Below are 26,923 nucleotides of genomic sequence, written 5' to 3'. Positions count from 1 at the left end.
AACTTATAGAAAAGCCAAAATTTTAACTGTTAATGCCACAATAATATACGGAAACGATTGCGTAAACAGGTTGTTACAAAGAAAGTACACGCGGCTGAGCTTCTCTTGATACCGCCATCAAAGATCTCCAACCAAAAAAGCGGCGGTCATGAAAATGACCGCCGCTTTTAAATAATTACTTGTTGTTATTATTTCTGGGGTGTTAAAGGCTGTGGCGCTGGCGCTTTGCCTATCAGGTCCATAAACTGATCTAGTTTTGGTGTGATAATGATCTGTGTACGCCTGTTTTGCGCTTTACCGGTTGGGGTACTGTTATCAGCAATCGGGTTGTATTCACCACGACCACCCGCTGTTAAGCGTTTAGGATCAACCTGGTAATTGTTTTGCAAGGCCTGCACTACCGATGATGCACGCAGCGCGCTCAGATCCCAGTTGTTGCGGATGTTTTTCTGAGAGATAGGCACATTATCGGTATTACCTTCTATCAGCACATCATAATTGCTGTAATCCATAATGATCTTGGCAATTTTGGCAAGGGTTGCTCCAGCCTTGTCAGATATTTCATAACTGCCTGATTTGTACAGCATGTTATCAGAAAGCGAAATGTAAACCACGCCTTTCAATACCTTCACATCAACGTCTTGAGTTTCCTGAGGGGTTAATGAGCGGGTAAGGTTGTTGGTTAACACCATGTTAAGCGAATCGCTTTTGCTTTTAGCATTTATCAGTTGCTGGATGTAACGGTTTGAGCTGTTGATCTCGTCAACCAGTTTGGAAATGTTTATACTACCCTGGTTGCTGGAGTTTAAACATTTGTTCAGCGCGTCCTGCAATGCTCTTACGTTTGACTGTTCAGACTTCAGCTGATCTTCCAGGCTGCTTACCCGGCCATTGGCTACGGCCAGTGCCTGCTCGCTGGTCTGGTACTTCACGCTCAGATCGCGGGTGCTGTTTTGAAGCTGGGTATAGTTGGCATCCAGCTCTTTGTATTTTTTAGTGCTTACGCAACTTTGTCCAAGCACTGCTACTACAAGCAGTGCCAGGATGGATATTCGATATTTCATCATTTGTTTTTTTTATGCTTAAATATAGTACAATAAAGAATAACTAATCAGCCGCCATAAAGTTTGCTTACATATAAATGACAACAGCTTGTTAACGCTGTTTTATGCGGGAAAGTACATATATCTGGTACAATGCCATAAACTTATTTCCTATCTTGCCAGCATATTTATCCAATTATCTATCTAACCAAATGAAAACATCCTTTAATAAAAAAATTAAACTAACCGCTATGATCTGCCTGTTTGCCGCTACCGGCGCTTTTGCACAAAATATCCCCGATATGAAATGGTTTAACAAGCCAACAAAAGCGGCTGAAGGCAATACCAAAAAGTTCACTTTTACCGTTGATCCGGGTACCGATTACTGGCAGGTTACACACTATGGTTTTAAGCGCGATAATGGCCCTTTTTACTACCAGGAAGTAGTGGGTAATTTTGAGGCCAGTGTAAAAATTACCGGCAGCTACCATGAACTGTTTCACCAGGCAGGACTGATGATACGTATCGACGAAAAAAACTGGATCAAAACCGGTATTGAGTATGTTGACGGAGTGCAGAACATAAGCGCCGTGGTAACCCGCGAAGTATCTGACTGGTCGGTTGTGCCACGCCATGACAGCCCTAAATCGGTATGGTTAAAGCTATTAAGAAAGGGAGATTATGTGGAGATCAAATATTCTTTTGACGGACAGAAATTTGATATGCTGCGCCTGGCTTATTTCCCGCCCAATGTAAAAGCCGAGATAGGTATGGTTGCCGCTGCTCCGGGTAAACTGAGCTTCCCGGTAACTTTCGAGAATTTTAAGGTTGAAGCTGTAAAGTAAGTAAAAGGCTTTGTTAATGAGGATACTCAGGTCCTCTGCGAGAGACCCTGAGTGGACAAGGGTAAAAGCTTTTAATAGGAAAGCCCTTTAACCATAAAGTTAAGGGGCTTTTTTGTTGGTATGGCTATCGAATCCGCTTAAAATTTATACGTTAAACCCGCGCCAAAAATCTGCTTAACCTGCAGAGCTATCTTGGAAGTACCATCTCCGTTCGGTATCCGGGTTTTACCATCATAAATCAATTGCGCGCCGGCGTTCACGGTTACAAACTTGTTTACTTTCATAAATAGATTAACAGTATAGTCGGTGTAAATATCGCCGGGTTTGTGCAGGTAGTCTGAGTATAGTTTCAGGATGTTTTCCAGGCTGATGTTTTGCACCAGGTTAACCTTGTAGTAAGCATCAAACGAGGCACCAAACTGGAACAGGCTTTTATGACCGGGGGTAACACCAAAAGCGCCCACGTTTGAAAGCGAATCATTCCTTACCATAATAATACGTGCCGCGGCAGGCGAAATATTGATCCTGAAGTTATCAGACTTTTTATAAGCAAAACCAGGTCCGAATGTCAAATAAGCCGGAGCCAAAAAATTTGATATCAACGTTTTTGGCGTCGTGTTATAGTCATAACCTTTGGTAAACTGGCTCTGGAAGTTCATGTAAAATGTATATAACCAATATTTGGATATCTGGCGGCCAAGTAAGCTGTTCAGGATAATACGGTCGTCGTTTTTACGCCAGCCTGCATCCTGCTGTTTACTTAACCCATATCCCAGGATCACTTTATTGTCCCAGCTCCATACGTCTTTTTTATAGTTAAAATCGTAGTTAAAGATCAGGTTACCGGCAAAAGCATTTACACCACCCGCCGACCAATTCTTATACGAGCTTTGGCTGATCAGGAAAGTGTTTTCGCCGTGAATCTTCCATTTTTTGGCGGTGTCGGTTGTTGTTTGGGGAGTTTGTGCATAGCTGATGGCAGCCATGCATAGTGCGGCTAATAATAGGGAGATTTTTTTCATAAAGGGTAAAATGTTTGATGTTTTTTAAATTATTATCTGCCATTCACCCTACCCGCCGTAATGAGGTTTCCCTTATTAATTATTCGCTCTTTGGGATGTGATATATTTATCATCATCCTGACAGATGTATGACAAATATCGCATTTATTATTTATTATTACTTATGAATTAATATAGTCATTAACTTTCCGGCTATCAGAATAGTATATAATAATTAAAATTATAGTTCGCAACGATTATCATTTTGCGAGGTGGTTCACCACACATGGAAAAAGCAATACTACTTATAATGAAATTGGGGAGCATATAAAGTGATACTAAAGATAATCAACACTAAATGTTTCCAAAATTCAAACATAATTTGGCATAGTCATTTAAAACTCAATTCGATGAAAATACTTAAGAAAACGATTAAACTAATTTCTTTCGCTCTGTTTCCTTTATTTGGAATGGCCCAAAGTCCGGGCTATGTAGCGGATAAAACCATCCCTTTAACTGGTAATGGGGGGTATGATTATGCCTTTATTGATCAGGCTAATCATGTTTTATATGCTTCGCATGGCACTACGGTTAATGTGGTGGATCTGAAAACCGAGAAGCAAGTAGCCGTTATTGAAAACATGAAAGGCGTACATGGTATAGCCGTGTCAAATGAATTGAATCGTGGCTTTATCAGCGATGGGAAAGGAAGCGCCGTTATTGTGTTTGATACTAAAACATTTAAAACTATTAAAGTAATACCCATAACAGGGAAGGATGCCGACGGTATTATTTATGATCCATATTCAAAAAAGGTATTTGTTTTTGAGGGAGATGATAACGCAGCAGTTGTTGTGGATCCCAAAGAACTTAAACAAACTGGTTCTGTTTCACTTGGTGGGGCCCCGGAATTTGCGGTGTCTGATGGAAAAGGATTGATTTACAATAACCTGGAAGATAAAAGCAGCTTGAATGTGATTGATGCCAAAACCTTAAAGGTGATAAAGAATTATCCGCTGTCACCTTGCGGTGGACCAACCGGGTTGGCCATTGACAAGGATAATAAGCGCCTGTTTACTGTTTGCCGTGAAAATAAGGGCATGAGTGTTATTGATATTACAACCGGAAAAGTGGTGCAAACGTTACCAATTGGCGCCGGAGTTGACGCTGTAATTTACGATGCGGCGAATAAATTGGTGATTGCTTCTAACGGGGACGGAACAGCTTCCATATTTAAGCAAAACTCGGCGGATAGTTACACCATTATCCAGACCTTGAAAACACAAAATCGTGCGAAAACAATGGCTATGGATATTTCAACGCATAAACTTTATTTTCCTGTAGCTGATTTTCAACCCGGCACTAAGACACAGGTACCGGAAAGTTTTAAGCTTTTGGTTTATAAATTAAACTGATCTTTATAAAGTGCAAGGATTTTGTTCGCCATATATACAGCGCTTACATTGGAGTATCATTGATTGCCCCAATGTGAGCGCTTAAGGGGACAGTGATGGAAAATACAATCAATTGGAAGTGGCAAAACTAAATCGGCTTTAGGGGCAGGTCACCCCAAAAGTTCGCCTGTGGCCGGTGTTCTCATGGCACTTTACCAAATACTATTAAAAAGCCAGCCATCAAACAAAATTAATCACCTAAATACAACCTATTTAATTTTTATCTATTTTACCCGGGCAATGACCCAAACCCCAGCTTATCTCCAGTCAAAAAGCCATTATGAGATCCTCGACGGATTACGTGGTGTGGCCTCTATCATGGTAGTTATATTTCATGTATTTGAAACTTACTCCGGCGATCGTTTTCACCAGATAATTAATCACGGCTATTTGGCGGTCGATTTCTTTTTCTTATTGTCGGGTTTTGTGGTAGCCTATGCCTATGATGACCGCTGGGACAAAATGACCCAATGGGATTTTTACAAACGCCGCCTTATCCGTTTGCAGCCATTGGTAATTGTTGGTACCCTATTGGGCGCATTGCTTTTTTACTTTCAGGGTGGGGCAGCGATGCCGCTGGTTGCAGCAACACCTGTTTGGAAGTTGTTGCTGGCGACGGTGATTGGCTTTACTATGATCCCGCTGCTGCCCTCAATGGATATCCGCGGGTGGCAGGAAACGCATCCACTGAACGGCGCTGCATGGTCGCTTTTGTACGAATATATTGCCAATATTCTTTATGCGGTGCTCATTCGCCGTTTCTCAAAAACGGTGCTTGCCATATTTGTTATATTATCGGCCGGTTGGCTTGTTGATTTTTTAGTATGGGGACCGCAAGGCGACGTTATTGGCGGCTGGACCATTGATAAAACGCAGGTTAGCATTGGCTTTATACGTTTGCTTTATCCGTTTTTCGCGGGAGTATTGTTGATGCGTATAGGTAAACTGATACATATTAAAGGAGCGTTTGCCGTTTGCAGTTTATTGATTATTGTTTTTTTATCCATCCCCAGGATTGGGGGCGCCACACATTTGTGGATGAACGGTATATACGAGGCATTTGTTATCATCGTAATTTTCCCGCTTATTGTATCTATCGGTGCGGGAGGTAAGTTGATCAGCAAAAGCGCTATTAAAGTTTGTAAATTTCTCGGGGCCATATCGTACCCGCTTTATATCACTCATTATCCGCTGATATATTGGCATATTGCATGGGTAAGCAACAATAAAGTGCCCATGGCACAGGGCCTTCTGGTAGGCTTTGGATTGGTAATTGTCGCTGTAACTATAGCATGGCTGAGTCTGAAATTTTACGATGAGCCCCTTCGCGAATGGCTTAAAAAGCGTTTTCTGATGAAAAAGGTGGTTGAAGATTAACCCGCCCGGAACGGATCCTCAATAATTTCCCTAATGCCGGGCAGACAACTTCGGTTTTGAAGACGTCGCTATACTCGGCGGAAGTATCGGCTTACCTGAACCTAACCAAATTTTAGGATCCGGCCTTGGATGTGAAACATCAGCGGCAGCTATGAAATTCCTGAGCAATACGGACACTTGATCAAGTATAATAATGTCGCCATAGGATTAGTTCTCCGTTACTATAAAAATAGAGAATAATAATGGCCTAAACCGGACGCTTTCTTTCAATATCGGACACTTTTTTTGAAAAGATCAATTATAACTATCACTGGATAAGACGGTTAAAGATGGCATAGCGCTTGCAAACTAAATTACGTAGGCTTTTTACTATGTACGTTGCAATAATTACTTAACACAATTTTATGCGATCAACATTACGTATTTTATCATTCATTTTTTGCTTATGCTTATTTGCTCCGGCAAGCTTCTCGTCAACTAAAACAGGGAAGACCACCTTTCAAGATTACAGGGTTATAGTGAAGGGAGTAAACTTCACCGTCGATCCGCGCATCGAGCTTTTTCATACCGTAGAACTGCTTAGTGGTATGCCATTAGTGAATTTTATTGAGTTGGATTACAAGCAAAGAATCCTGAACAATTTTGCGGTCCATAAAAAGCATCCTTTATTTGCCTTCCTGAAGCGAAATGATCTTTATGGGAAGATTTTTAATTCTATTGATGCACCCATATGGGCAATGCTTCACATGTCTAATAATTTAGAATGGCGTAAGGATATTCCTGTTCCCGAGGCTAAAAACCCGCTGCTCGACTCGTTGCGGCTACTGATGAAAGATTTTGCTGAAAAAGCGAACTATGCCAAATTTTTTAACAATAATGCCAACTTTTATCGAATCTCGTTGGCAACGGTAACCTACAACCTGCCCGATTTTAATGAAAAAGAACGCCTGCTGAGCTATTGCGGAAACAGTAACGCCAAAAATATCCAGTTCAATGTGATTCTGAACTTCCTGGGCTGGGGCAATTTTGGACCGCGCATTTTTAAAAAGGACGGCGCGGAATTATACGCAGTGATTGCCCCGGAAAAAACTGCCATTAGAGTGCCTACCTTCGATGTGTCTGCTTTATATCGCCTGCTATGGCATGAATTCGCACATTCTTTTGCCAACCCTGCCGTCGAAAAATACGAAGTGCAATTCGATCAGTTCGAATGGATGTGGGAACCCATAAAGGAGTCCATGAAAGCGCAGGCTTATCATTCCTGGCGATCTGTTGTTAAGGAACATCTGACCGAAGCTATTGCATGCCGTATGGCGGCACTTAAGTTTGGTGAAAGCGCTGCTTACCTAAACTATGTACGCAGACAATATGGTATGCGCTGGATCTATCTTCATCCTTTATTGGATGCACTTAAACATTACGAGAAAAGCCGCCAGCAATTCCCGACATTGGATAGTTTTATCCCGGAAATTATAAAAGCGTTTAAACAAGTGAAGCCCGGTGATATTGATCAGTGGATGGCAGTAACCGACGCGATCAGAAAACCCGACGTTAGCGCCATGCCGGCAATCGACGCCATCTACGGCCAAAAGGACATTTTGTTCATTGTTTCCAGTAATGAAGCGGATCAAAGCGCCGACCGGAAACTAAAAGATTTTATGACCAAAACGATTAACCGGATACCTGCATTCAAAGAAGCAAAAGTAGTGGCTGATACCACGGCACTAAAAATGGATCTTTCTGGTTACAACCTTTCCGTTTGGGGAACACCGAAGGGTAACAAATTCCTGCAAAAATACTTTGATCAGATTCCCCTGCTGATTGAGGATAATCGGATAATCGGCGAAAATATATACGAAGGTACGGGCTATGGGATATTGATCGGTTGGGTTAATCCGCTGAACAAAGACAAGGTAATGGCCATTTATACGGGACAAAGTCCAGCCGATGTTGTCGACTTTGACAACATTCCCAATGGCTCTGGAAATTACCACATTTTTAATAACAAGATAACACTGAAACAAAGCACATTCAGCCGCCTCGGCGGGATCTGGTTCGCGAAATAGCAACCTACTTTGCAGAATACTACTGGCTTATGGAAAAATCTGCTTTTCACAAATAAGATGCGCAAGGCGAGGCATGTTAACGATAAATGATTCCTATGGAAACATAACCGCGTAAAACGTATCGTCAAATGACAGAAGTGCGATACTCGTTGGTACAGCCCTACAAACGTTTTATCTTAAGTATGGCGACTGATTTGGCTCTTTGAATGTAATGGCCGGAATTGGAATTGTCTTTTAAGTCTAATCTTTCGCAGTCGCTCCCTCAATAAAGCTGTATACCCTTTTCCCTATAATTATTTAGCACTTGATTATCCGGATCAAGATCGGTGATAAGGTAATCAACCTTCGCCAGTGGACAAACGTTCATCCGTTGTACAGAGTTTAATTTTTCGGAAATACACATGATCACCAGGCGATTTGAGGCGTTGATCATCGCCTTTTTCAGGTGAACGATGTTCAGATCGGAATCGGTTACGCCATCGGCTATCGAAATACCGTTGGTGCCTAAAAAACAAATATCAAACTTAATCTCATGCAGGTAATTCACTACCTGTGAGCCAACGCAAACCTGTGAATCTTTGGAGAACTCCCCGCCAATCAATATCACGGTAACCAAAGGATGATCGGCCAATTGCAGCGCCACCAGCGGACTGATGGTAAACACCGTAACCGCCAGGTTTTGCGGCAGAGCCTGCATCATTTCCAATACGGTGGTACCGCCGCCGGTTAACACCATCATACCGCTTTTAATAAGACCTATGGCTTTTCGAGCGATGGCCTTTTTTGCATCAACCGCATAGATATCGGTTTGTTGAAAGGGGTAATGAAATGATTTGGACAGGGCCCCGCCATGCACTTTTACGATCTGCCGGGAATCGTCCAGCTCCATCAAATCGCGCCGTATGGTGTCTTCGGATACATTGAGCGCGGTGGCCAGATCGGCCGACAATACCTTGTTATGCAGGTTTATTTGTTTGATGATAAATGCGTGGCGTTCCTTTTTAAGCATATACAAATGTAGTTTTTTGTAACAATCCTGAATCAGGTGTATTTATAGCCCTATAAACATGCGGTTATTTGCAACTTATAAAATAAAATCAGATAAATAGCGCATAATTAAAAATAAATTATACATATATTTAGCACAGACTTTATTACTATGCGGTTTTATGCAGGATTCACCGCCTGGTACCGGCCAAAATTATCTTAACGGATTTCGCCCGGGAATTTGCAACTAACAAACACTATATAATTAACCCATTTAAGTATGAAAAAAAGTTTACTCTTTTTTTTTCTGGTATTATGTTGTTGTGCCCTAAAAACCATGGCGCAAGTACAAAGCATTACCGGAAAAATCACCTCGGCTGATGATGGAAGTCCATTACCCGGGGTATCCGTAAAAATTAAAGGAACCAACACCGGTACCCAGTCCGATTCAAAAGGCACGTATGCCATCAGTGCAAGTCCTGGCCAGGTTATCGTCTATTCTTTTATAGGGATGAAGCCCCAGGAAAGAACCGTTGGCACGGTCACCGTTATGAACATAACGCTCCAGTCTGATGCCACCATGTTAAAGGAAGTTCCTATTACGGTGGGCTTCGGCGTAAAAGCCGACAAACGCTATTCAACTTCACCCGTGCAAACCGTTAAGGGCGAAGCCATCCAGCAAACCCAGCGCGAAAACTTCATTAATGCCCTGCAGGGTCGTGTGGCGGGTGCTACCGTTACCGGTACCAGCGGAAACCCGGGTGCGTCGTCATCTATTGTATTACGTGGTTTAAACTCCATCGGCGGTTCAAACAGCCCCCTGTTTGTTATTGATGGTATCCGGGTAAGTAATGATGCGGTTGACCAAAGCTCACTGGCATCAAACGGCGATAACCGCCGCGAGGATTTTACCAACCGTATTGCGGATATCAACCCCGATGATATTGAAACGGTTACGGTACTAAAAGGTGCGGACGCGGCAGCGGTATACGGCTCATCGGCTTCGGGTGGTGCTATTGTGATTACCACCAGGAAAGGCCATGCCGGCCCGGGTACGGTTACTTATGATAACGATTTTGGTTTTGCTACAGCCTATCGTTTTCCAAAAATCCAGGATGTTTTTGGCGTGGGCCAAAACGGCAGCAGCAGTGGCACAGTACGTACACTATTCGGCCCTGCCTATGCACCGGGAACGCAAACCTATAATAATCTCAAGAATGTAATGCAAACCGGTCATACCACCATCAACAACCTTGCTTTTGAAGGCGGTAACGAGATCACTACTTACCGGCTTTCGGCCTCTATCCGCAACACTACGGGTGTGTTGCCAGTAGCGTATAATGATAAAATTTCTTTACGTTTTTCGGGCACTTCAAAAATTTCCTCTAAATTAACCAGCAGCGCTTCGTTCAACTATTTTAATATTGATAACCGTAAACTAAACAAAGGCAACTCAGGTACTTATATTAACGCGCTGGCCTGGCCTACTAACGATGATGTACGTAATTACCTAAACCCCGATGGCACCCGCAGACTGATATTACCGGCAAGTGCCGCCAATATAACCTCAGATGCCACGATTGACTTTGACAACCCGCTTTGGGATGCTCATAACAATATAAGCCGTGATAAAACCAACCGCATGATTGGTAACGTCGACCTGTCATTTGATGCTGCTTCCTGGCTTAATTTCAGGGCTTTGGCCGGTGTTGATTATGCCTCAACGGCGGGTAATAACTTTGTAAGCCAGTATAGTTCATCATATCAAAATTCGCCACTGAATAGTTTCGCGGCTACCAACGGTATCGCCACCGGCGGTATCATTGATAATTATAACGATGGCAACCTCCAAATCAATGGTTCATTTTTTGCTACCGCTAAAAAGCAGTTTGGCGATTTTAAAACCACGCTGGCTGTTGGTGCCGAAGCCATCTCTAATACCGATGAAGTCAACGGTTATTATGGCGAAAAATTTATCCAGCCCGATTTTAATAATATCAACAATACCACACCTACCACTCAGCGCTCATCTGACTATATAAAAAAGGTGCGTTACCTTTCGGGTATCGCCAGACTGGGCTTAGTTTATAAGGAAATACTGACTTTGAATGCTACCGCGCGTGAAGAGTATTCATCCAAACTATCAGGCACACAGCAGGATCATTATTTTTATCCATCGGTCGGTCTTGGCTTTATATTTACCGAGCTGCCTGGCTTAAAGGATAACTCCATATTATCATACGGTAAAATACGAGCATCCTATGCCGAGGTTGGTAAAGACCCGGCTGCCCCATACAAAATACGATCTACCCTGTTACAACAAACCACCACCGGTGGCGGTTTTGCCTATGATGTTACCGGCAACAATCCCAACCTAAAGCCCGAACGCGACAAAGAGCTTGACCTGGGTGCCGAATTTCAATTTTTCAACGGTCGTTTAGGTGCCGACATCAGCTATTATGAGGTAAAGGCAACCAACCAGATCTTTAACCCCCGTATCAGCTATGCATCTGGCTATATACTGGAATATCTTAATGGTGGTGAAGTAAAGAACCATGGTTTTGAAGTATCACTAACCGGTGTACCTGTTAAATCGAAAAATTTTAGCTGGGATGTGTTATTAAACTTTACCGCGGCCCGTGGCAAGGTAGTTAGCCTGGGCGGCTTACCAGAGTATTATAACTCCGATACCTGGATCTACTCCAATGTGCGCTCAAGTCTGTTTCCGGGCAGCAGCACCCTTAATATTGCTGCTTTCGGCTATGCCCGCAATAATGCCGGCAAAGTACTGATAGACCCTACCAGCGGTTTACCCATCAGCAATGTAACCTTTGGTGTAGCGGGCGACAGGCAGCCAAAATTCAGCATAGGCCTGGGTAACCATTTTACATTTAAAGATTTCGACCTGAACTTCCTGTTCGACATACGTAAAGGCGGGGATGTATTTAATGGCAACGAACTTTTCATGACCAAATATGGCTTAAGCACTCGTACCCTGAACCGTATGAACCCTATTATTGTACCAGGTGTTTTAAAGGATGGTAACGAAAACTCAGCCAATCCTACTGTTAACAACATTCAGGTTACACCCAACACGCAGAATAACTATTATGTGAACGCCATTGATGCTGATTTTATTGAGCACAATATTAACTGGGTTAGGTTAAAGGACATCACGTTAAGCTATAAATTACCGCAATCATTATTAAAACGTCAGAGCGTTTTTAAATCGGCCAGTGTGTTTGTAACTGCTACTGATGTATTTATGATCACTAATTATTCAGGTGCAGATCCTGACGTAAGCGGCACCAACTCGTCCACCTTAGGAACGGGTGCTGCCGGCTTTGATTATGGTGCTGTACCTACGCCAAGGGTAATTTCTTTAGGTTTAAGAGTGAAGTTATAAAAAGAAGACGACATGAAAAGTTTTAAATATTCCATATTGACAATGCTTGTGCTGTTTTCGGCAAGCAGTTGTAAAAAATACATTGATGTAAATACCAACCCCAACGCGCCTGTCACGGCTGATGCATCGGCCCTGTTGCCGCCTATACAGGCAGGTATGGCACGTGGTGTTTGGTACGATAGCCGTTATATAGGTCAGTATGCCCAGGTATGGGGATCGGCCACGGCCAACAACGTTTGGGACGAGGAAGGATATTTGCCCGCGTCTGATTCAAATGGCGAGATGTGGCGCACAGTTTATTTTAGCCTGGGTCAAAACATCACCTTGTTATGGCAGGATGCTATTCCTAAAAAGAAATGGGATTATGTAGCAGTTGGCTATGCGCTGCGGGCCTGGGGATGGCAAACCGGCGGCGACCTGTATGATCATATGATTGTGAAAGAAGCCTTTGACCCTACACGCCTTACCTTTGATTATGACGATGGTTCTGTTGTTTACGCCGAAGTGGTAAAAGATTGCCAGTTGGCCTTAAATTATATGAACCTGGCTATTAAAACCGACAACCAGACCATATCGCCAACATTGGCCAAAGGTGATTATATGTATTATGGCGACCGCAGTAAATGGATCAAATTTATTTATGCTATACTGGCCCAAAACGCGCTGCACCAAAGCAATAAAGCCACATTTAATGCCGACAATGTGAAAAAATATGCCGACAGCTCGTTTGTAAACAACGCCGATAATGCCAGTGTGGAGTGTAGAGGCTCGCAATCCGGTGATTCCAATTTTTGGGGACCAACAAGGAGCAATTTAGGATCCTTCAGACAATCAGACTTTATAGTACGCCTGCTGGATGGCCGTATTTTTACCGGCTCTGCCACCCCCGATTATACCTTGGATCCGCGTATTAAGCAGATCATATCAGCCAGTAAAGATGGCGTTTATCGGGGTGTGATTGGCACCAACGGTGATCCTAACGCAACCGATGCTAATACTTCAGTGCCTAACTTGTTTAATGATGCTGCTGTAACAACCAGCCCAAGCAGTGCACCTAAATCACAACGATATATTTATAATGATGATTCGCGCGGCGTGTTGATGACCTATGGTGAGGTACAGTTTTTTAAAGCGGAAGCTTTATTTAAAAAAGGTGATCTGAGTGGTGCTTATGCGGCCTACATCAATGGGATTAATGCAAGTTTGGATTTTGTAAGTAATCCGCCGCAGGCAACTTCGCTTACGGGGGCTAAACAAGCTATATCTCCAGCTGCCATAGCTGCCTACATGAGCGGACCATGTGTTAAACAGAGCGCAGGTACCCTAACTCTGGCCGATATCATGCAGCAAAAATTTATCTCGTTATATGTATGGGGATCGTTAGAAGCCTGGGCTGATGAGCGCCGGTATAATTACGATACCAACATTTTCCAGGGTTTTAGCAAACCAGGAACACTGTACCCCGATAACGCGGGTAAGCAGGTTTATGTGGTACGGCCGCGCTATAACTCGGAGTATATCTGGAACGTACCAGCCCTGAAGAGCTTTGGTGCCCTTGATCCGGATTATCACACTAAAAAGCCATGGTTTATTTTACCTTAATTATTTCAAAAAAAGACATTATGAAAAGGAACTTTTATATCATTACATGCCTGTTTTTGATCATGATCACGGGTTGTAAAAAAAATACCATTACCCAGCTATCCCAACCGGCAACGGGTGCTCAACTCAAGTTTGCACAAGCCATTCCTGGCCTGCCCGCTGTTGACGAATATGTGAACGGGACAAAGATAAGCCCACAGCAAAACGTGGGGCTAACTGATAATTTAAAACCAACTTCGGTAATCACGGGTATCGCTTATCCATCGGCTTTTAATACTGCTGTTCAATATGGCGGTCTTTATCCCGGCGGCACATCGGTTAATTACGCGTTGGTAGCTCCTGGCGATGCAGCTATTAAAATTGTAACTTCAACCCCGGTACCGGTATTGGTCAGCCCGCAAACTGTAGCACCTAACAGTACAGTGGTGAGCTTAACACAATCTCTTGCCGAAAGGGGTACATATTCATTGTTTACCATCGGTTACCCCGATAAGCCAACTGCTTTGTTTGTGGAGGATAAATTCCCTACAGCCGATATGACCAAGATCTACGTGAGGTTTGGCAATTTTATACCCAACGGTCCACCGCTTGATGTAACGGGAGTTTATACCGCTACAGGCGCACCTGCCGCCACTACATTAACACCGTTTACCGGTATTGCGGCAAATACATTAACCGAATTTTTACCTATTGATGCTAACCCCATAGGTACTACCGGATATACCTTTCAGTTATATTTAGCCGGTACAACCACCAAAGTAGGTGCCATTACTAAAGCCATCAACATGGCGCCGGGAAGGTATTATACCATTATGGCCAATGGTTTGTATACCGATTATGTGGTGGGCTCTACCGGCATCACCTTAAAAGCCACAGCCAGGCCAACCGACCCGAAAGATTCTAACCGCCTGTTACCCGAAATATATTTTAATCCACCTGGTATAAGCTATTTCACTACTAAATAAAGTTATAGACCAATCAAAAGCCCCGAATAGATTGAGGGCACTGAAAAAGTCCATTTAGGCTATAGGGGTAGAAAATTTAGTTTTTCTGCCCCATTTTTTGTATCTTAAAGTGTCGAAAGAAAGATACCAAGATGCTTATTCAACAACAGCAGATCCAGTTCAGTGCATATTCAGGGTTATACGATCTGATCGTTCCGAAAGACAATCTTTTGCGGAAGATCAATGACCTGGTCGATTTTACCTTTATCTATGATGAACTGGTTAGTAAGTATTGCATTAATAATGGCAGGACAGCAGAAAGTCCTGTACGGATGTTCAAATATCTGCTATTGAAAACGGTCTACACCGTTTCAGATGTTGATGTGGTGGAACGTTCGCAGTATGATATGTCCTTCAAATATTTCCTGGATATGTCGCCCGAGGAAGGGGTTATCGATCCCAGTTCATTGACCAAGTTTAGAAAGCTGCGACTAAAGGATAATGATCTGTTAAACCTGCTCATCAATAAAACAGTCGCAATAGCCATTGAAAAAGGGATCATCCGTTCCAAGTCCATTATCGTCGATGCCACGCATTCCCTGTCAAGGTCAAATCCCTATTCAGCATTGGAGGTATTACGGGAGCGTTCAAAGCTGCTCCGCAAAGCGGTGTATGCCATAGATGAAGATATGAAGGCCGGTATGCCGGAAAAGAACACCACGGGCGAATTGGAAAAAGAACTGGCCTATTGTAGTGCATTGGAAAAGTATATTGAAGCCGATGGGCCGTTAAGCCAGATACCTGCGGTAAAAGAAAAGCTGAACCTGTTGAAGGAGACGGTGGCAGATACGCAGGAGCACTATACGTTATCCAAAGACAAGGATGCCAAAACAGGCCACAAATCGGCTGATAGCTCTTTCTTTGGTTACAAGACCCATTTGGCGATGACCGAAGAACGCATTATTACCGCTGCGGTGGTCACATCTGGTGAAAAGGGAGACGGCCCGGAACTTTCCAAACTTTTGAAGATCAGCCAGCAAAATGGCATTGAAGTAGAAACGATCATCGGCGATTCGGCTTATTCGGGAAAAGAAAATCTTGAAATGACAGGCGAACAAGATATCAAGATGGTGGCTAAACTAAACCCATCCATCACTCAGGGGGGCAGAAAAGAAGAAGACAAGTTCGATTTCAACAAAGATGCTGATATGTTCGTCTGCCCGGCAGGGCACCTATCCATTAGGAAATCGCGCGGAGGCAAAAAACACACCGGTACGAATCAAGTACATACCTATTACTTTGATGTTGAAAAATGCAAAGTCTGCCCATTGAGAGAAAACTGTTATAAACCCGGGGCAAAAACGAAGACTTATTCGGTCAGTATCAAATCAGACACACACCTTGGGCAAATGGCTTTCCAGGAAACGGAAGAATATAAAGCGGGCATCAAACACAGATATAAGATCGAAGCCAAGAACAGTGAGCTAAAAAACGTTCATGGTTACGACCGGGCGATAGCCTATGGCATTGAAAATATGCAGATGCAGGGTGCATTGGCTATCTTCACAGTCAATCTGAAAAGGATCATCAAACTGATAGCTTAAAACCCTTGAACAGAGATGATTAGCCATCCTCCAGCACCAAAATTGGCCCATATCAGCCTCAATGAATTACCTCCGCAAAATAATCAAAACAAAAAAAGCGACCAAGTAAAAGTTGCCTTTCTCTTGATCGCCTTTAGTGATCTTTATTATTGTATTACTTTTTCAGTGCCCTCAATAGATTTCGGGGCTTTTTTTGTTATTGGGAAAACATCGTTCAATTTAGACGATTGCTTAGATAAGGCTTTAACGAACCTTTCAATTCTTTAAATGACTTATAATGAGGGTTATGCTATAGTTAAGCGGAGAATTATTGGTTCGATGTATCCCGAAAAGTTGTGTTTGATGGAGAAGCCTATTGAACCGCTCGAAGAACGAAGCCGCCAATCTAATCTACGTAATTAACAGTAAGTTAGCTGAAAAGAATCGGGCAAAACTTGATTTTTTAAGCTTGTTCGATTCGCGAGCAGGATCGAACTGCTGACCTTAGGGTTATAAGCCTGAAATAAGTACAATTTTAACTATCCAATCAAGGAACTCTTATTTATATACTATCATATGGATGATAGTCATCGTTAATTAAATGTATTAACATCGTATGATCAAAAACAACGGAGGCAGTCACATTTTTCATGTAACTGCCTCGTTATCAGTAGCGGGGAGCAGGATCGAACTGCCGACCTTAGGGTTATGAATCCTACGCTCTAACCATCTGAGCTACCCCGCCTTTTTGTGTATCTCGCTCTTTTATAATGGTTTGATAAAAGAGTGGCCCTTAATAAATCAGTGGGCTTCCTTAAAAAGGTTTGCAAATATAGCAGAAATTCGTTTTCTTTAGAAAAAATGTTAACATTTACAGCTTTTAGAGCTCACAAGTATAAACCCAAATGTCCGAAAAAAAGAAATTTACCATTGAATATGAGATAAAATCGTCTCCACGTATACTGTTTTCCTTTCTGAGTGAGCCCAATGGATTAGCGCAATGGTTTGCCGATGATGTGAACATCAAGGACCAGGTTTATACCTTTACCTGGGATGGTGACGCCCAAAAAGCAAAATTGCTTACTGTAAAAGAAAATAAGCTGGTTAGATTTAAATGGGTAGATGACGATGCGCAATTTTATTTTGAAATGGAAATTCTGCAGGATGAGCTAACCAATGATGTTGCCCTCAGTATTACCGATTTCGCAACAGAAGATGCTATTGCCGAACGTAAATTGATCTGGGATAACCAGATCGAATACCTCATCAGTGTATTGGGTGCTTAAAGAAACTTAATTTTAGCTAATTTTGTATCGTGAAACGCTATTTGTGCGTTAATGAAAATTAACGCACAAGCTGCTGCGTTATATCCTGTTGTACAAATTGCGTTAATGAAAAAGATACATCTTTTACTCCTAAAATCGTTTATAAGACCGTTTGTAAGTACGCTTTTCATCGTAATGTTTGTACTGTTGATGCTGTTTTTGTTTAAATACATCGACGACCTGATAGGTAAAGGTTTTGCCTGGTACACCATTCTTGAACTGATGTTGTATAACTCAGCCACCAACGTGGCTATGGCGCTGCCTTTATCGGTGTTGCTATCAACCATCATGACTTATGGCTCCCTTGGCGAAAATTACGAACTGGTGGCCATTAAGGCAGCCGGTATATCACTGCGCAGGGCCATGTATCCTATGATAGTGGTGGTAACTATCCTGAGTATCTCTGCCTTCTTCTTTTCAGATTATATGCTGCCGGTGGCTAACCTTAAATATTTTTCATTGTTATATGATGCCCGTAAGCAAAAATCGGCCGATTTGTTACCTCAAATGGTTTTCAGCAATAGTTTTACCGGTTACACCATCCGTGTAAAAAGTAAAGATCCCGATGGGCAAAGGCTATATGGTATTATGATATACCAAAAAAGCCCCGATAATAATGGCAATAATACGGTTACTATAGCCCGTGAAGGGACCATGTTCCGGACTATGGGCGATAAATACCTGGTACTGAAATTAAAAGACGGCGTGCGATATGAAGAATCAGCACCTGATAATGCTACTTATAATTTCAGACAGCGCCTTTCTCGGTTCCGCTTTAAGGAAACCGAACAGAAGTTTAGCCTGGATGGTCTTAAAATGAACCGTACCAATGAAAATGAATTTAGGACGGCATCACAGATGATGAACCTGAAGCAGTTAAGATCTTATGTCGATTCTGTACAACACCAGGTTGATGGCAGTATTGTACAGAATTATAAGCTTATTACGCCCTACCTGAAGTTTTTTAACATGCCGGCAAAACCTGCGGCTAAATATATACAGGCCGATAAAGCAGGGGTGCTGAAAAGTATGAAACTGAGCGACCAGGTAGTGGCCCTTTCAAGCGCTGCCTCAGAGATCCGTTCGGTAAAAGATATATTAAAAAACCGGACCGACCGCTATAACGACGATACACTTAATATACGGCGATATGCATCAGAGGTTCAAAAGAAGTTCACGCTTTCAGCGGCTTGCCTGGCATTATTCCTCATTGGCGCTCCGCTGGGGGCCATTATCCGTAAGGGAGGATTGGGTTTACCGGTGGTGATCTCTGTTATTTTTTTCCTGATATACTATATTATTTCTACCATAGGCGAAAAATCTGCAAGGGCGGGTAGTATATCCGTTGTTTTTGGTATGTGGGTGGCTATTATCATCCTTACTCCAATAGGACTATTCCTGTCATACAAAGCCGCTACAGACTCTGCGATATTTGATGTGGAGCTGTACAAAAGGTTTTTTAACAAATTAATTAAACGCAAGGCAACTAATTAGCCCTCATTCTCCGTAATCATTTATAGTAAGCCTGCTCCCTTGTTACCGAAAGGGATTTTACACAGTACCGACCAGAAACATTTTTATATATCATAAATTTGTTTAACTTTTAAAATGTTTTGTGGCTTATCTTTATTTAAGCCCAGTCAAATACTCATATAATGCTAAATACGATACAAGAAGCAATTGAAGATATAAAAGCCGGAAAAATGATCATTGTTGTTGATGATGAAGACCGGGAAAATGAAGGTGATTTTTTAACCGCGGCACGTAATGCCACACCAGAGGCCATCAATTTTATGGTGCGCCATGGCCGGGGCCTGGTATGCGCGCCTATTACGCAGCAACGTGCCCGCGAGTTGGAGCTGGAACCTATGGTGAGCCATAACACTACCTCGCATGAAACAAACTTTACAGTTTCTGTTGATCTGTTGGGTCACGGTTGTACCACAGGCATATCGGCATCAGACAGGTCAAAAACCTCTATGGCATTAATTGATCCGGCTACCAAACCAGAAGATCTGGGCAGACCCGGGCATATATTTCCGCTGATTGCCAAAGATGGTGGTGTATTGCGCAGAACCGGACATACCGAAGCCGCTATTGATCTGGCCGTTTTGGCTGGGTTTGAACCTGCAGGTGTTATATGCGAAATCATGAAAGAAGATGGCGATATGGCCCGTTTGCCCGATCTGTTGATAATGGCAAAAGAGTTCGATCTGAAGATCGTATCTATAAAAGACCTGATAGCTTACCGCCTAAATGCCGAAACCCTGGTACGAAAAGAAGTATCGGTAAAAATGCCAACCGAATGGGGCGATTTTGAGATGATAGGCTATACCCAATTGGATACCGGCGAAAATCATCTGGCCCTTATTAAAGGCACCTGGGAGCCCGATGAGCCAGTTTTAGTACGTGTGCACAGCTCATGTGTTACCGGCGATATTTTTGGCTCCTGCCGTTGTGATTGCGGCCCACAGTTGCATAAGGCTATGGAGATGATCAGTAACGAGGGTAAGGGAGTTGTGGTATACATGAATCAGGAGGGACGGGGTATTGGTTTGATCAATAAACTAAAAGCTTACCACCTGCAAGAAAATGGTTTGGATACTGTGGAAGCTAATATTAAGTTAGGCTTTAAAATGGATCAGCGCGATTATGGTATCGGTGCGCAGATATTGCGTAGCCTGGGTATCTCCAAAATGCGTTTGATGACCAATAATCCTAAGAAGCGTGCAGGCCTGATAGGTTACGGTTTGGAGGTTGTTGAAAATGTACCTATCGAGATAGCATCAAACCCACATAACGAATCCTATTTGCGAACTAAAAGAGACAAGATGGATCATGCTATTATGCGTGATCACTGATCGTCGTCGTCGGGTTTGGTTGTTGGTGTGCCACCACCTGTTGTGGCAGGTGGTGCAGGTGTTGGCGTTACCGGAGCCCGGTCGCGCCTGCTGCGCCTGAATATGTTTCTGATGAACTCACCGAAGGTATCAAAATCGCGGGAGTATACTAAACCAAATCCATTTACATATTGAAAATCAAGGTTGTTTAATGGATTAAGGGTGGTATTGTTTAATAACCTGTAGGAATACCTTGCTGTAAGGTTTCCGTCTTTCCTGATCTGGTACAGCGCTTCAAAGTCTTTAGTTAAATTACCGTTAAACAAACTACTGGTGGTATTGTTGAACAAATCGTTGGAACCGCTATTGTTATACAAGCTCCCGTTAAATGATAGTCTGCTGTTAAAAAATCTTACCGATGCATTGGCCTCACTGAGCGAACGGATGTTCAAATCAAAATCAAAGTTTTTGATGTGCGATTGTGATATCAGGCTGTTGAGCTTGTTAAAGGCAAATTCACTTATCATTTGGCCGGCAGTGCCTGCAATTAAATTGTTGTTATTATTGTTTGATGTGAAACTACGACGTACAATAATGTTAATAGCCTGTTGGCTACGGTTATTATTATCAGCCAGGTACGTAGCCAAATCGTCTTTTACTGAAGGATCGGTAGGGAAACTAAAGTCGAAATCAATGTTAGGTTGTAGCAATGACTTGGTTAGTATCAACTCTGCCTGTACCAGTGTTTGCTGCGATGAAGTTGGCGTTTGTAAGCCAGCCGCTGCATAAAGCGGAGCTTTGCTGGTACGTACTTCATAAAGCGCTTTCAGGTTTATTTCGGCGTTTGAAGGATTACCCGTCCACCTGATGGTACCACCCTGGTTTACCGTAAAGTTTTTGCTGATGAAGTTTTTGGCGGTAAACTCAAACTTACCTGTGGATATCAGGAAGTCGCCATACATTTCAAAATCGCCCAAGCTGTTAATATTCAATTTTAAGTTATGGGCAACACCGCTGCCCTCGAGCAAACCATAATCGGTGGTTATTTTAACTACAGTTTTTTCATCAGCGCTTAAATCAAAATTTAATGTAACACCATTAAACGCACGGGTTTTATCCACCGCTTTAACAATATCCTTATGACCCACAAACCTGATAAAATCATAATCGCTGGCCGTTGATGAAGTGTTGAGCGGGATATTGAAAACCGTACCGGCCTCGGTATTAGCTTTGATATCGATCTTCATGTTATCAACAGGGCCTTTAAAACTAAATGTACCACTGCCATAAGCGATACCATAATAAAGGTGATTATCCTTAAATGTAGTATTTAAGGCCATCAGGTTACGGGCTAAAACAGATACTTCGATATCAGGATTCGACAAGTTATTCAAGTCGACCGTACCGTTAGCTGTGCCTGTACCTCCGCGTATATCCTTCAATACCATATTATTCAAATTGATGACGCTGTTATTCACGCTTAATTTGTTATTAACGGTATAGGCAGTTTTAAGGTAATTAACTGTAACGCCGGTATTTTCAAGTGTTAACGTACCATTCAGCTGCGGATTTGATGGTTTTCCCGAAAGTTTCAGATCGGTTGAAATGTGCCCTTTTACGTTCGAAACCAGGTCTTTAATAAAAGGGGTAAAGATGATGGCTTCGGTTTGGTTCATCTTTATATCAAAGTCCAGGTTATCATCAGTTTCATGGCCAAAATAATAAGTGCCGCCAATGTTCATGGTCTCGAGCCCGCGGTTCAGGATATTCAGCTTCATGTCGGCCTGTTTACGGTCGTTACCCAGGTTCGATACCAGCTTCAGATCACCAATCAAGGTTCTGTTCATGGTTAGCGAATCAATATTCAGATGCGCGTCAATTCCTGGTGATTTGATAATAGATGTAAAATTAACATCACCGTTCAGATAGCCCCTCAGATATATTCCCGATGTTCTGGTCAGCTGATTAAGCGTTCGCATATTAAATTTTTCGAACGAGAGTTTCAGCTCATCAGCGGGGTTATCGGATATAAAGCCATTAATACGCACCTTTTGAGGACCGTTAGATAGCTCAAAGCCTGATACCTGGGTTTTGCCATCCAACAACCTGATACGTACTTGCTCCTGGATGTGCCATTTTTGTTTCTCCAGGATAACATCAGAAGGCAACAGCTTTAATTTGGCGGTTGTGTCGCGCCCAAATTCAACCAAACCGTAAAGGTCGAGCTGATTTACCGCGTTTTTATCCGACAGTTTAACGTTAAAGTTAAGGCTATCGTTTTTCAGGAAGTTGGTAATGTTAATGTCTTTAATAAACAGGCTGTCAGTCAAGTCAACTTTTCGTAAGGATAAATTGAGGCCCAGCATATCTTCCGATGTGTTTTCATCAATAATGAAATCGTGAAATACAATTTTCCCATATTTAAATGTTTTAATATAGCCGGATAGGATAGCTGTTTTCTTTTCCGAATCAAACTGGCCTATTAAAGTACCATGATCAGGTATTTTCAGGTCGGGCACAAATATAGCTGTAAGGGGATCCGTATTTTTAAGTGTAAGATTAAACGCAAACTGCTCCGGCTTGGGCGTAACAATAGTTGTTTTTAATGAGGGGATATATTTTTTGGCAATGGTTTTAAAATACGAAGGTAAAGTTGCCAGGTCAAAAGTACCCTTGATACTACCGTCGGCAAAGTCAGATCGCAGATCTATTTCCCTGTTGTTTCCTGTCCCGGTTGAGGATAGGTACAAAGAGTCAACCACATAATTATTACGCGGGTCAACAATTCTGGCGGGTGAAAGTAAAATATTACCCGCGATGTTAGCCAGACTGTTACCCGAAAATTTTGTCTTTAACTGGGTACTTATACTGATGGTATCTGTACTGAGTTTAAGCTTGTTCAGGTTGGCGTCTTTAATGCTCGCCACCAGATCATATGAGGGGAGAGCCGGATTTAAATTGACACTACCCTTCAGGTCGAGCTTAACATTTTTATCATTGATGGTGATATGCCCATTGGCCAGCTTTTTAATGAATGAGCCATTTACGGTGAGGTTGTTATATGTATAGTTGTTATAGTTGATGTTAACAATTCGGGCGTCAACCTTTTCGCGTAGACTTTTAAGCTCATCACCGCTGCCTTGTATGTCGGCATTAAAGGTAGTACGACCGAGGGATTTTTCATCAAGCAGGGTTCCAAGATCAAAATTGAAAGCATCCAGTTTGCCGCTGTAGCTGGGTATATTTTTTTTGTCTATTTTAAGATTAATGTCGGTATCAAACCTGCCCAGCCCGGTTTTAAAAATACCATAAGCAACAAAATCATTCTGCAAACCATTAAATCTGCCGGTAAAATTGATATTACCAAATTTACCAATGATGGCCGGCGCCTGCATGGTAGCATTGCCCGAAAAATGGCTAAGCAGGTAGTCCAGGTCTTTTTTATTAGAAGCAACCTGCTCAAACTTCAGATCAAGGAAAGTATTATCCCAATCGGGCAAGCCGCGTAAATTAAAATCACCTTTTATAAAGGTAGCCTGCCCTCCGCTAATGGTTACGTTCTTGGCTTTCAGGTTATTTACCAGTCCTTTAACTCTGCCTTCAATACCCAGATCAAATGTGGTTTTACCCATGCCGCTGGTAAAGTAGGCAATGTCTGTTGAGGAGATGCGTGATGATTTAAAGTCGGCATCCATGTTCACCCGGTTCTCGAAATCGTCAAAATCGTCAAATGATTTAAACCTCATCCGGAAATAATCTTTCAGATCCGAGTGTTTGGTTTGCAGAGTAAGGTGTTGCAGTAAAACCTGGTTGGTATCAATGGTAGTATGGGCTGTAAAATTCTTTACATAGAAGCCACTTTTTTCCTGTAGTGTAAGATGCTGGATATTGCCCTTAAACAGATGATTTTTGATATCCATGCCGGTTACCACCGTGCTAAAATGACTTACGTCGATATCATCAAAATTAACTTTGTTCTCTATGGTGTCAATCAGTTGGTTCTTGTACCGGAAATGAAAGTTATTGATGGCTATTTTATCAAAATTAAGCGTCCATGGTTTGCTGGCAGTTTTTTTGGCGGTGTCACCAGAACTAAAATAATCAAGTATAAATTTCAGGTTGGTAGTGCTGTCTTTTTGCTTTTTGAGATAGAATGAGCCATTATCCAGCTCAATGGACTCAAAAATAATGGTGCGTTGTTTAATACTAAATAAAAGCGAAAAACCTTTAATATCAACAGCCAGCTTTGGAGTATTCAGCAAGGTATCGCGTTTTTTATCGAGCACATACAATCCCTCCAATACTACCGAAGTAAAAGGCCTGATGTACAGACTTTTTATACTAACTGTGGTATGCAGCTCGTCAGAAAGATAGCCCGCGGCTTTTTTAGCGGCCCAGGTTTGTACAGGTTTATATTGAAGCGCCAGTAAAAGTATGCTTAGTGTCAATAAAATGAACAACACTATCCCTAACGCTATATTGAGTACTTTTTTAATAACTTTGCCTTTTTAATGATTGATTTACTGAATTATTGATTTATTGAATAACTAAAACCATGCTACAATTAAACAGGGTGATAGTTTGCTGAATTTTAATAAATCACTAATTCATTAACTCAACAATTCAATAATTAATAACGTGTCTGTAATTTTAGGAATTGAATCTTCATGTGATGAAACCTCTGCATCTGTTTGTGTTGATGGGGAGATATTGAGCAATGTAATTGCCAATCAAACCATTCACGAAGCATACGGAGGCGTTGTCCCTGAGCTTGCCTCAAGGGTTCATCAGCAAAATATTGTTCCCGCTGTACAACAAGCATTATTGAACGCAAAAGTAAGCAAAAATGATATTGATGCAGTAGCTTTTACGCGCGGACCTGGACTTTTAGGTTCACTTTTAGTAGGTGTATCATTTGCCAAGGCATTTGCACTGGCCAAAAGCCTGCCGCTTATTGATATAAATCATATGCAGGCGCATATTCTGGCCCATTTTATTGGTGATCATAAGCCTTCATTTCCGTTCTTGTGTCTTACCGTATCAGGTGGGCATACGCAGATAGTTTTGGTTAGAGATTATTTTGATATGCAGGTAATTGGCCAAACGCTTGATGATGCCGCAGGCGAGGCGATGGATAAAACCAGCAAGATATTAGGTTTGCCTTATCCGGGAGGCCCGCTGATTGATAAATACGCACGCCAGGGTAACCCGGATGCTTACAAATTTCCGGAACCGCAGATCCCCGGTCTGGATTTTAGCTTTAGCGGATTGAAAACATCTATCTTGTACTTCATCAGGGATAATGTAGCTAAGAACCCGGATTTCATCAATCAGAACCTGCCTGATATCTGTGCCTCGGTTGAAAAACGTATAGCTACTATACTGCTTAACAAACTGCAGAAAGCAGCACGGGAATATGGTATAAAACAGATCGCTTTAGCTGGTGGCGTATCGGCCAATACTGGCTTGCGTTTAAGCTTACAGGAACTTTGTACTAAAAATGGCTGGGAGAGTTTTATACCCAAAATGGAGTATTGTACCGATAACGCGGCTATGATAGCTATTGCCGGTTACTATAAATATTTAAAAGGTGAATTTGCCAGCCAGGAAATTGCTCCACTGGCAAGGATGCCTTTTTAATTAGTGATTTACTGAATTAATGATTTAGTGAATTTAAAAGATTTTATATTGTATTAATTCAATAACTCATTAATTGGCCATAATCACTAATTCATTAAATCACTAATTCAATAATTAAAAAACATGAATATTCCTTCACTGATTTTCTGGGCGGTTTTTGTGTTGCCGCTGGTTGCTTTTTTAGTATGGCTGATGCGTCAGGACAAGAAGAAAGGTGTTACCGGACTTATTGTATTGGCAATTATTGTGGTAGGCGGCATAGTTTATATGTACCTGAAAACGGGTGGGCAGTAAGTAGTTGATTTTTGGATTCCTGGACCTTTAGGGATTAAGAGATTGGATTGTGATAAAGCCCGAAAATAACTGGAAGTATAAATCGCTTTTTAATCTGGAGAAAACCCGTGTGGATAATCCGGGTGAAGCGCCAACAAGACTGGCTACCCGTTGTACGGAATTGGTAAAAATACCGCTCAATGAATATTCAATTGAAGATTTGAGACTTATGATAGGGCAGGAGCTGGGTTTGTCTTATCTGGTACCTCTTGCCATTGAAAAGCTTACTGATGATTTATTCGCTGAAGGTGACCTGTATGAAGGTGATTTGTTGGCCAACGTGTTAAAGATTAATCGCATTTTTTGGAAGCAAAACCCTGATCTGTGGACGCAAGTAGATAACCTCATCGTGAATAGAAAATATGAGATCGATAAGCTAAAGATCTCTGTAGAAAAATTCTATAACTAAATTGAGATTCTAATCAGGATAGAACAAAAAAGACTTAAGCCCGTCCCATAAGTAATTATGAGACGGGC

General features: G+C 42.1%; 18 protein-coding genes and 1 tRNA gene. 14 read left to right on the top strand and 5 right to left on the bottom strand.

Translation table 11 applies throughout. The features are described from left to right. Positions 1–188 precede the first annotated feature (188 nt). Entirely contained in the window at positions 189–1,067 is an 879-nt protein-coding gene (locus tag ACNURT_RS23940; RefSeq protein WP_370996812.1) for a flagellar motor protein MotB, read from the bottom strand. A gap of 188 nt (positions 1,068–1,255) precedes the next feature. On the opposite strand from ACNURT_RS23940, the gene ACNURT_RS23935 reads away from it, so the two are divergent. Next, positions 1,256–1,888, top strand: coding sequence for a DUF1349 domain-containing protein (locus ACNURT_RS23935; protein WP_419699796.1), 633 nt, complete (start codon positions 1,256–1,258; stop codon positions 1,886–1,888). A gap of 137 nt (positions 1,889–2,025) precedes the next feature. Here the strand turns inward: ACNURT_RS23935 and ACNURT_RS23930 are convergent, their stop codons facing one another. After that, positions 2,026–2,910, bottom strand: a complete 885-nt coding sequence (locus ACNURT_RS23930) for a DUF3078 domain-containing protein (RefSeq protein WP_419699795.1) — start codon at positions 2,908–2,910, stop codon at positions 2,026–2,028. A gap of 389 nt (positions 2,911–3,299) precedes the next feature. On the opposite strand from ACNURT_RS23930, the gene ACNURT_RS23925 reads away from it, so the two are divergent. The 3 genes from ACNURT_RS23925 (at position 3,300) to ACNURT_RS23915 (ending at position 7,786) form a co-directional block, all read left to right on the top strand. Beyond that, complete coding sequence (locus tag ACNURT_RS23925; protein ID WP_419699794.1) at positions 3,300–4,304, top strand: hypothetical protein; 1,005 nt, start codon at positions 3,300–3,302, stop codon at positions 4,302–4,304. A gap of 279 nt (positions 4,305–4,583) precedes the next feature. Continuing rightward, positions 4,584–5,720, top strand: coding sequence for an acyltransferase family protein (locus ACNURT_RS23920; RefSeq protein ID WP_419699793.1), 1,137 nt, complete (start codon positions 4,584–4,586; stop codon positions 5,718–5,720). 404 nt (positions 5,721–6,124) lie between these two features. Beyond that, a complete protein-coding gene (locus tag ACNURT_RS23915) occupies positions 6,125–7,786 on the top strand; it encodes a DUF4932 domain-containing protein (protein WP_419699792.1) in 1,662 nt (553 codons plus the stop codon). Between the two features lie 262 nt (positions 7,787–8,048). On the opposite strand, the gene ACNURT_RS23910 is transcribed toward ACNURT_RS23915, so the two are convergent. Continuing rightward, positions 8,049–8,795: a DeoR/GlpR family DNA-binding transcription regulator gene (locus ACNURT_RS23910; RefSeq protein ID WP_419699791.1), complete on the bottom strand. Its 747-nt coding sequence runs from the start codon at positions 8,793–8,795 to the stop codon at positions 8,049–8,051. Positions 8,796–9,110: 315 nt separating this feature from the next. Between ACNURT_RS23910 and ACNURT_RS23905 the strand changes: the two genes are divergently transcribed. The 4 genes from ACNURT_RS23905 (at position 9,111) to ACNURT_RS23890 (ending at position 16,329) form a co-directional block, all read left to right on the top strand. Further along, complete coding sequence (locus ACNURT_RS23905; protein ID WP_419699790.1) at positions 9,111–12,179, top strand: SusC/RagA family TonB-linked outer membrane protein; 3,069 nt, start codon at positions 9,111–9,113, stop codon at positions 12,177–12,179. A 12-nt stretch (positions 12,180–12,191) separates the two neighbouring features. Then, a complete protein-coding gene (locus ACNURT_RS23900; protein WP_419699789.1) occupies positions 12,192–13,781 on the top strand; it encodes a SusD/RagB family nutrient-binding outer membrane lipoprotein in 1,590 nt (529 codons plus the stop codon). Between the two features lie 20 nt (positions 13,782–13,801). Then, positions 13,802–14,746 (top strand): DUF4397 domain-containing protein, encoded by a 945-nt coding sequence (locus ACNURT_RS23895; RefSeq protein WP_419699788.1) that lies wholly within the window; start codon positions 13,802–13,804, stop codon positions 14,744–14,746. 131 nt (positions 14,747–14,877) lie between these two features. Beyond that, positions 14,878–16,329 carry an IS1182 family transposase gene (locus ACNURT_RS23890; RefSeq protein WP_419698415.1) on the top strand — a complete coding sequence of 484 codons (1,452 nt, stop codon included), beginning with the start codon at positions 14,878–14,880 and terminating at the stop codon, positions 16,327–16,329. A gap of 650 nt (positions 16,330–16,979) precedes the next feature. Here ACNURT_RS23890 and ACNURT_RS23885 read toward each other — a convergent pair. Next, a tRNA-Met gene (locus tag ACNURT_RS23885) sits at positions 16,980–17,053 on the bottom strand. 160 nt (positions 17,054–17,213) lie between these two features. Here ACNURT_RS23885 and ACNURT_RS23880 point away from each other — a divergent pair. From ACNURT_RS23880 to ACNURT_RS23870, 3 genes are all read left to right on the top strand, one after another. After that, positions 17,214–17,594 carry an START-like domain-containing protein gene (locus ACNURT_RS23880; protein ID WP_370996802.1) on the top strand — a complete coding sequence of 127 codons (381 nt, stop codon included), beginning with the start codon at positions 17,214–17,216 and terminating at the stop codon, positions 17,592–17,594. A 105-nt stretch (positions 17,595–17,699) separates the two neighbouring features. Continuing rightward, positions 17,700–19,127, top strand: a complete 1,428-nt coding sequence (locus ACNURT_RS23875; RefSeq protein ID WP_419699787.1) for an LptF/LptG family permease — start codon at positions 17,700–17,702, stop codon at positions 19,125–19,127. 161 nt (positions 19,128–19,288) lie between these two features. Then, complete coding sequence (locus ACNURT_RS23870) at positions 19,289–20,494, top strand: bifunctional 3,4-dihydroxy-2-butanone-4-phosphate synthase/GTP cyclohydrolase II (RefSeq protein WP_370996800.1); 1,206 nt, start codon at positions 19,289–19,291, stop codon at positions 20,492–20,494. Here the strand turns inward: ACNURT_RS23870 and ACNURT_RS23865 are convergent. Next, positions 20,488–24,921, bottom strand: a complete 4,434-nt coding sequence (locus ACNURT_RS23865) for a translocation/assembly module TamB domain-containing protein (protein WP_419699786.1) — start codon at positions 24,919–24,921, stop codon at positions 20,488–20,490. The two genes, ACNURT_RS23870 and ACNURT_RS23865, sit on opposite strands and share 7 nt — an antisense overlap. A gap of 190 nt (positions 24,922–25,111) precedes the next feature. Here ACNURT_RS23865 and tsaD point away from each other — a divergent pair, with 190 nt between their 5' ends. The 3 genes from tsaD to ACNURT_RS23850 all read left to right on the top strand — a co-directional run bounded on the left by tsaD (position 25,112) and on the right by ACNURT_RS23850 (position 26,855). Further along, positions 25,112–26,113, top strand: coding sequence for a tRNA (adenosine(37)-N6)-threonylcarbamoyltransferase complex transferase subunit TsaD (gene tsaD / locus ACNURT_RS23860; protein WP_419699785.1), 1,002 nt, complete (start codon positions 25,112–25,114; stop codon positions 26,111–26,113). Between the two features lie 123 nt (positions 26,114–26,236). Continuing rightward, positions 26,237–26,407, top strand: coding sequence for a hypothetical protein (locus ACNURT_RS23855; protein WP_419699784.1), 171 nt, complete (start codon positions 26,237–26,239; stop codon positions 26,405–26,407). Positions 26,408–26,456: 49 nt separating this feature from the next. Next, complete coding sequence (locus ACNURT_RS23850) at positions 26,457–26,855, top strand: contact-dependent growth inhibition system immunity protein (RefSeq protein ID WP_419699783.1); 399 nt, start codon at positions 26,457–26,459, stop codon at positions 26,853–26,855. The last annotated feature ends 68 nt before the right edge of the window (positions 26,856–26,923 follow it).

It is taken from the genome of Mucilaginibacter sp. NFX135 (genome assembly GCF_048565145.1).
In the GTDB taxonomy this organism is placed as follows: Bacteria; Bacteroidota; Bacteroidia; order Sphingobacteriales; family Sphingobacteriaceae; genus Mucilaginibacter.
This window is presented reverse-complemented; position numbering and strand designations above follow the sequence as displayed.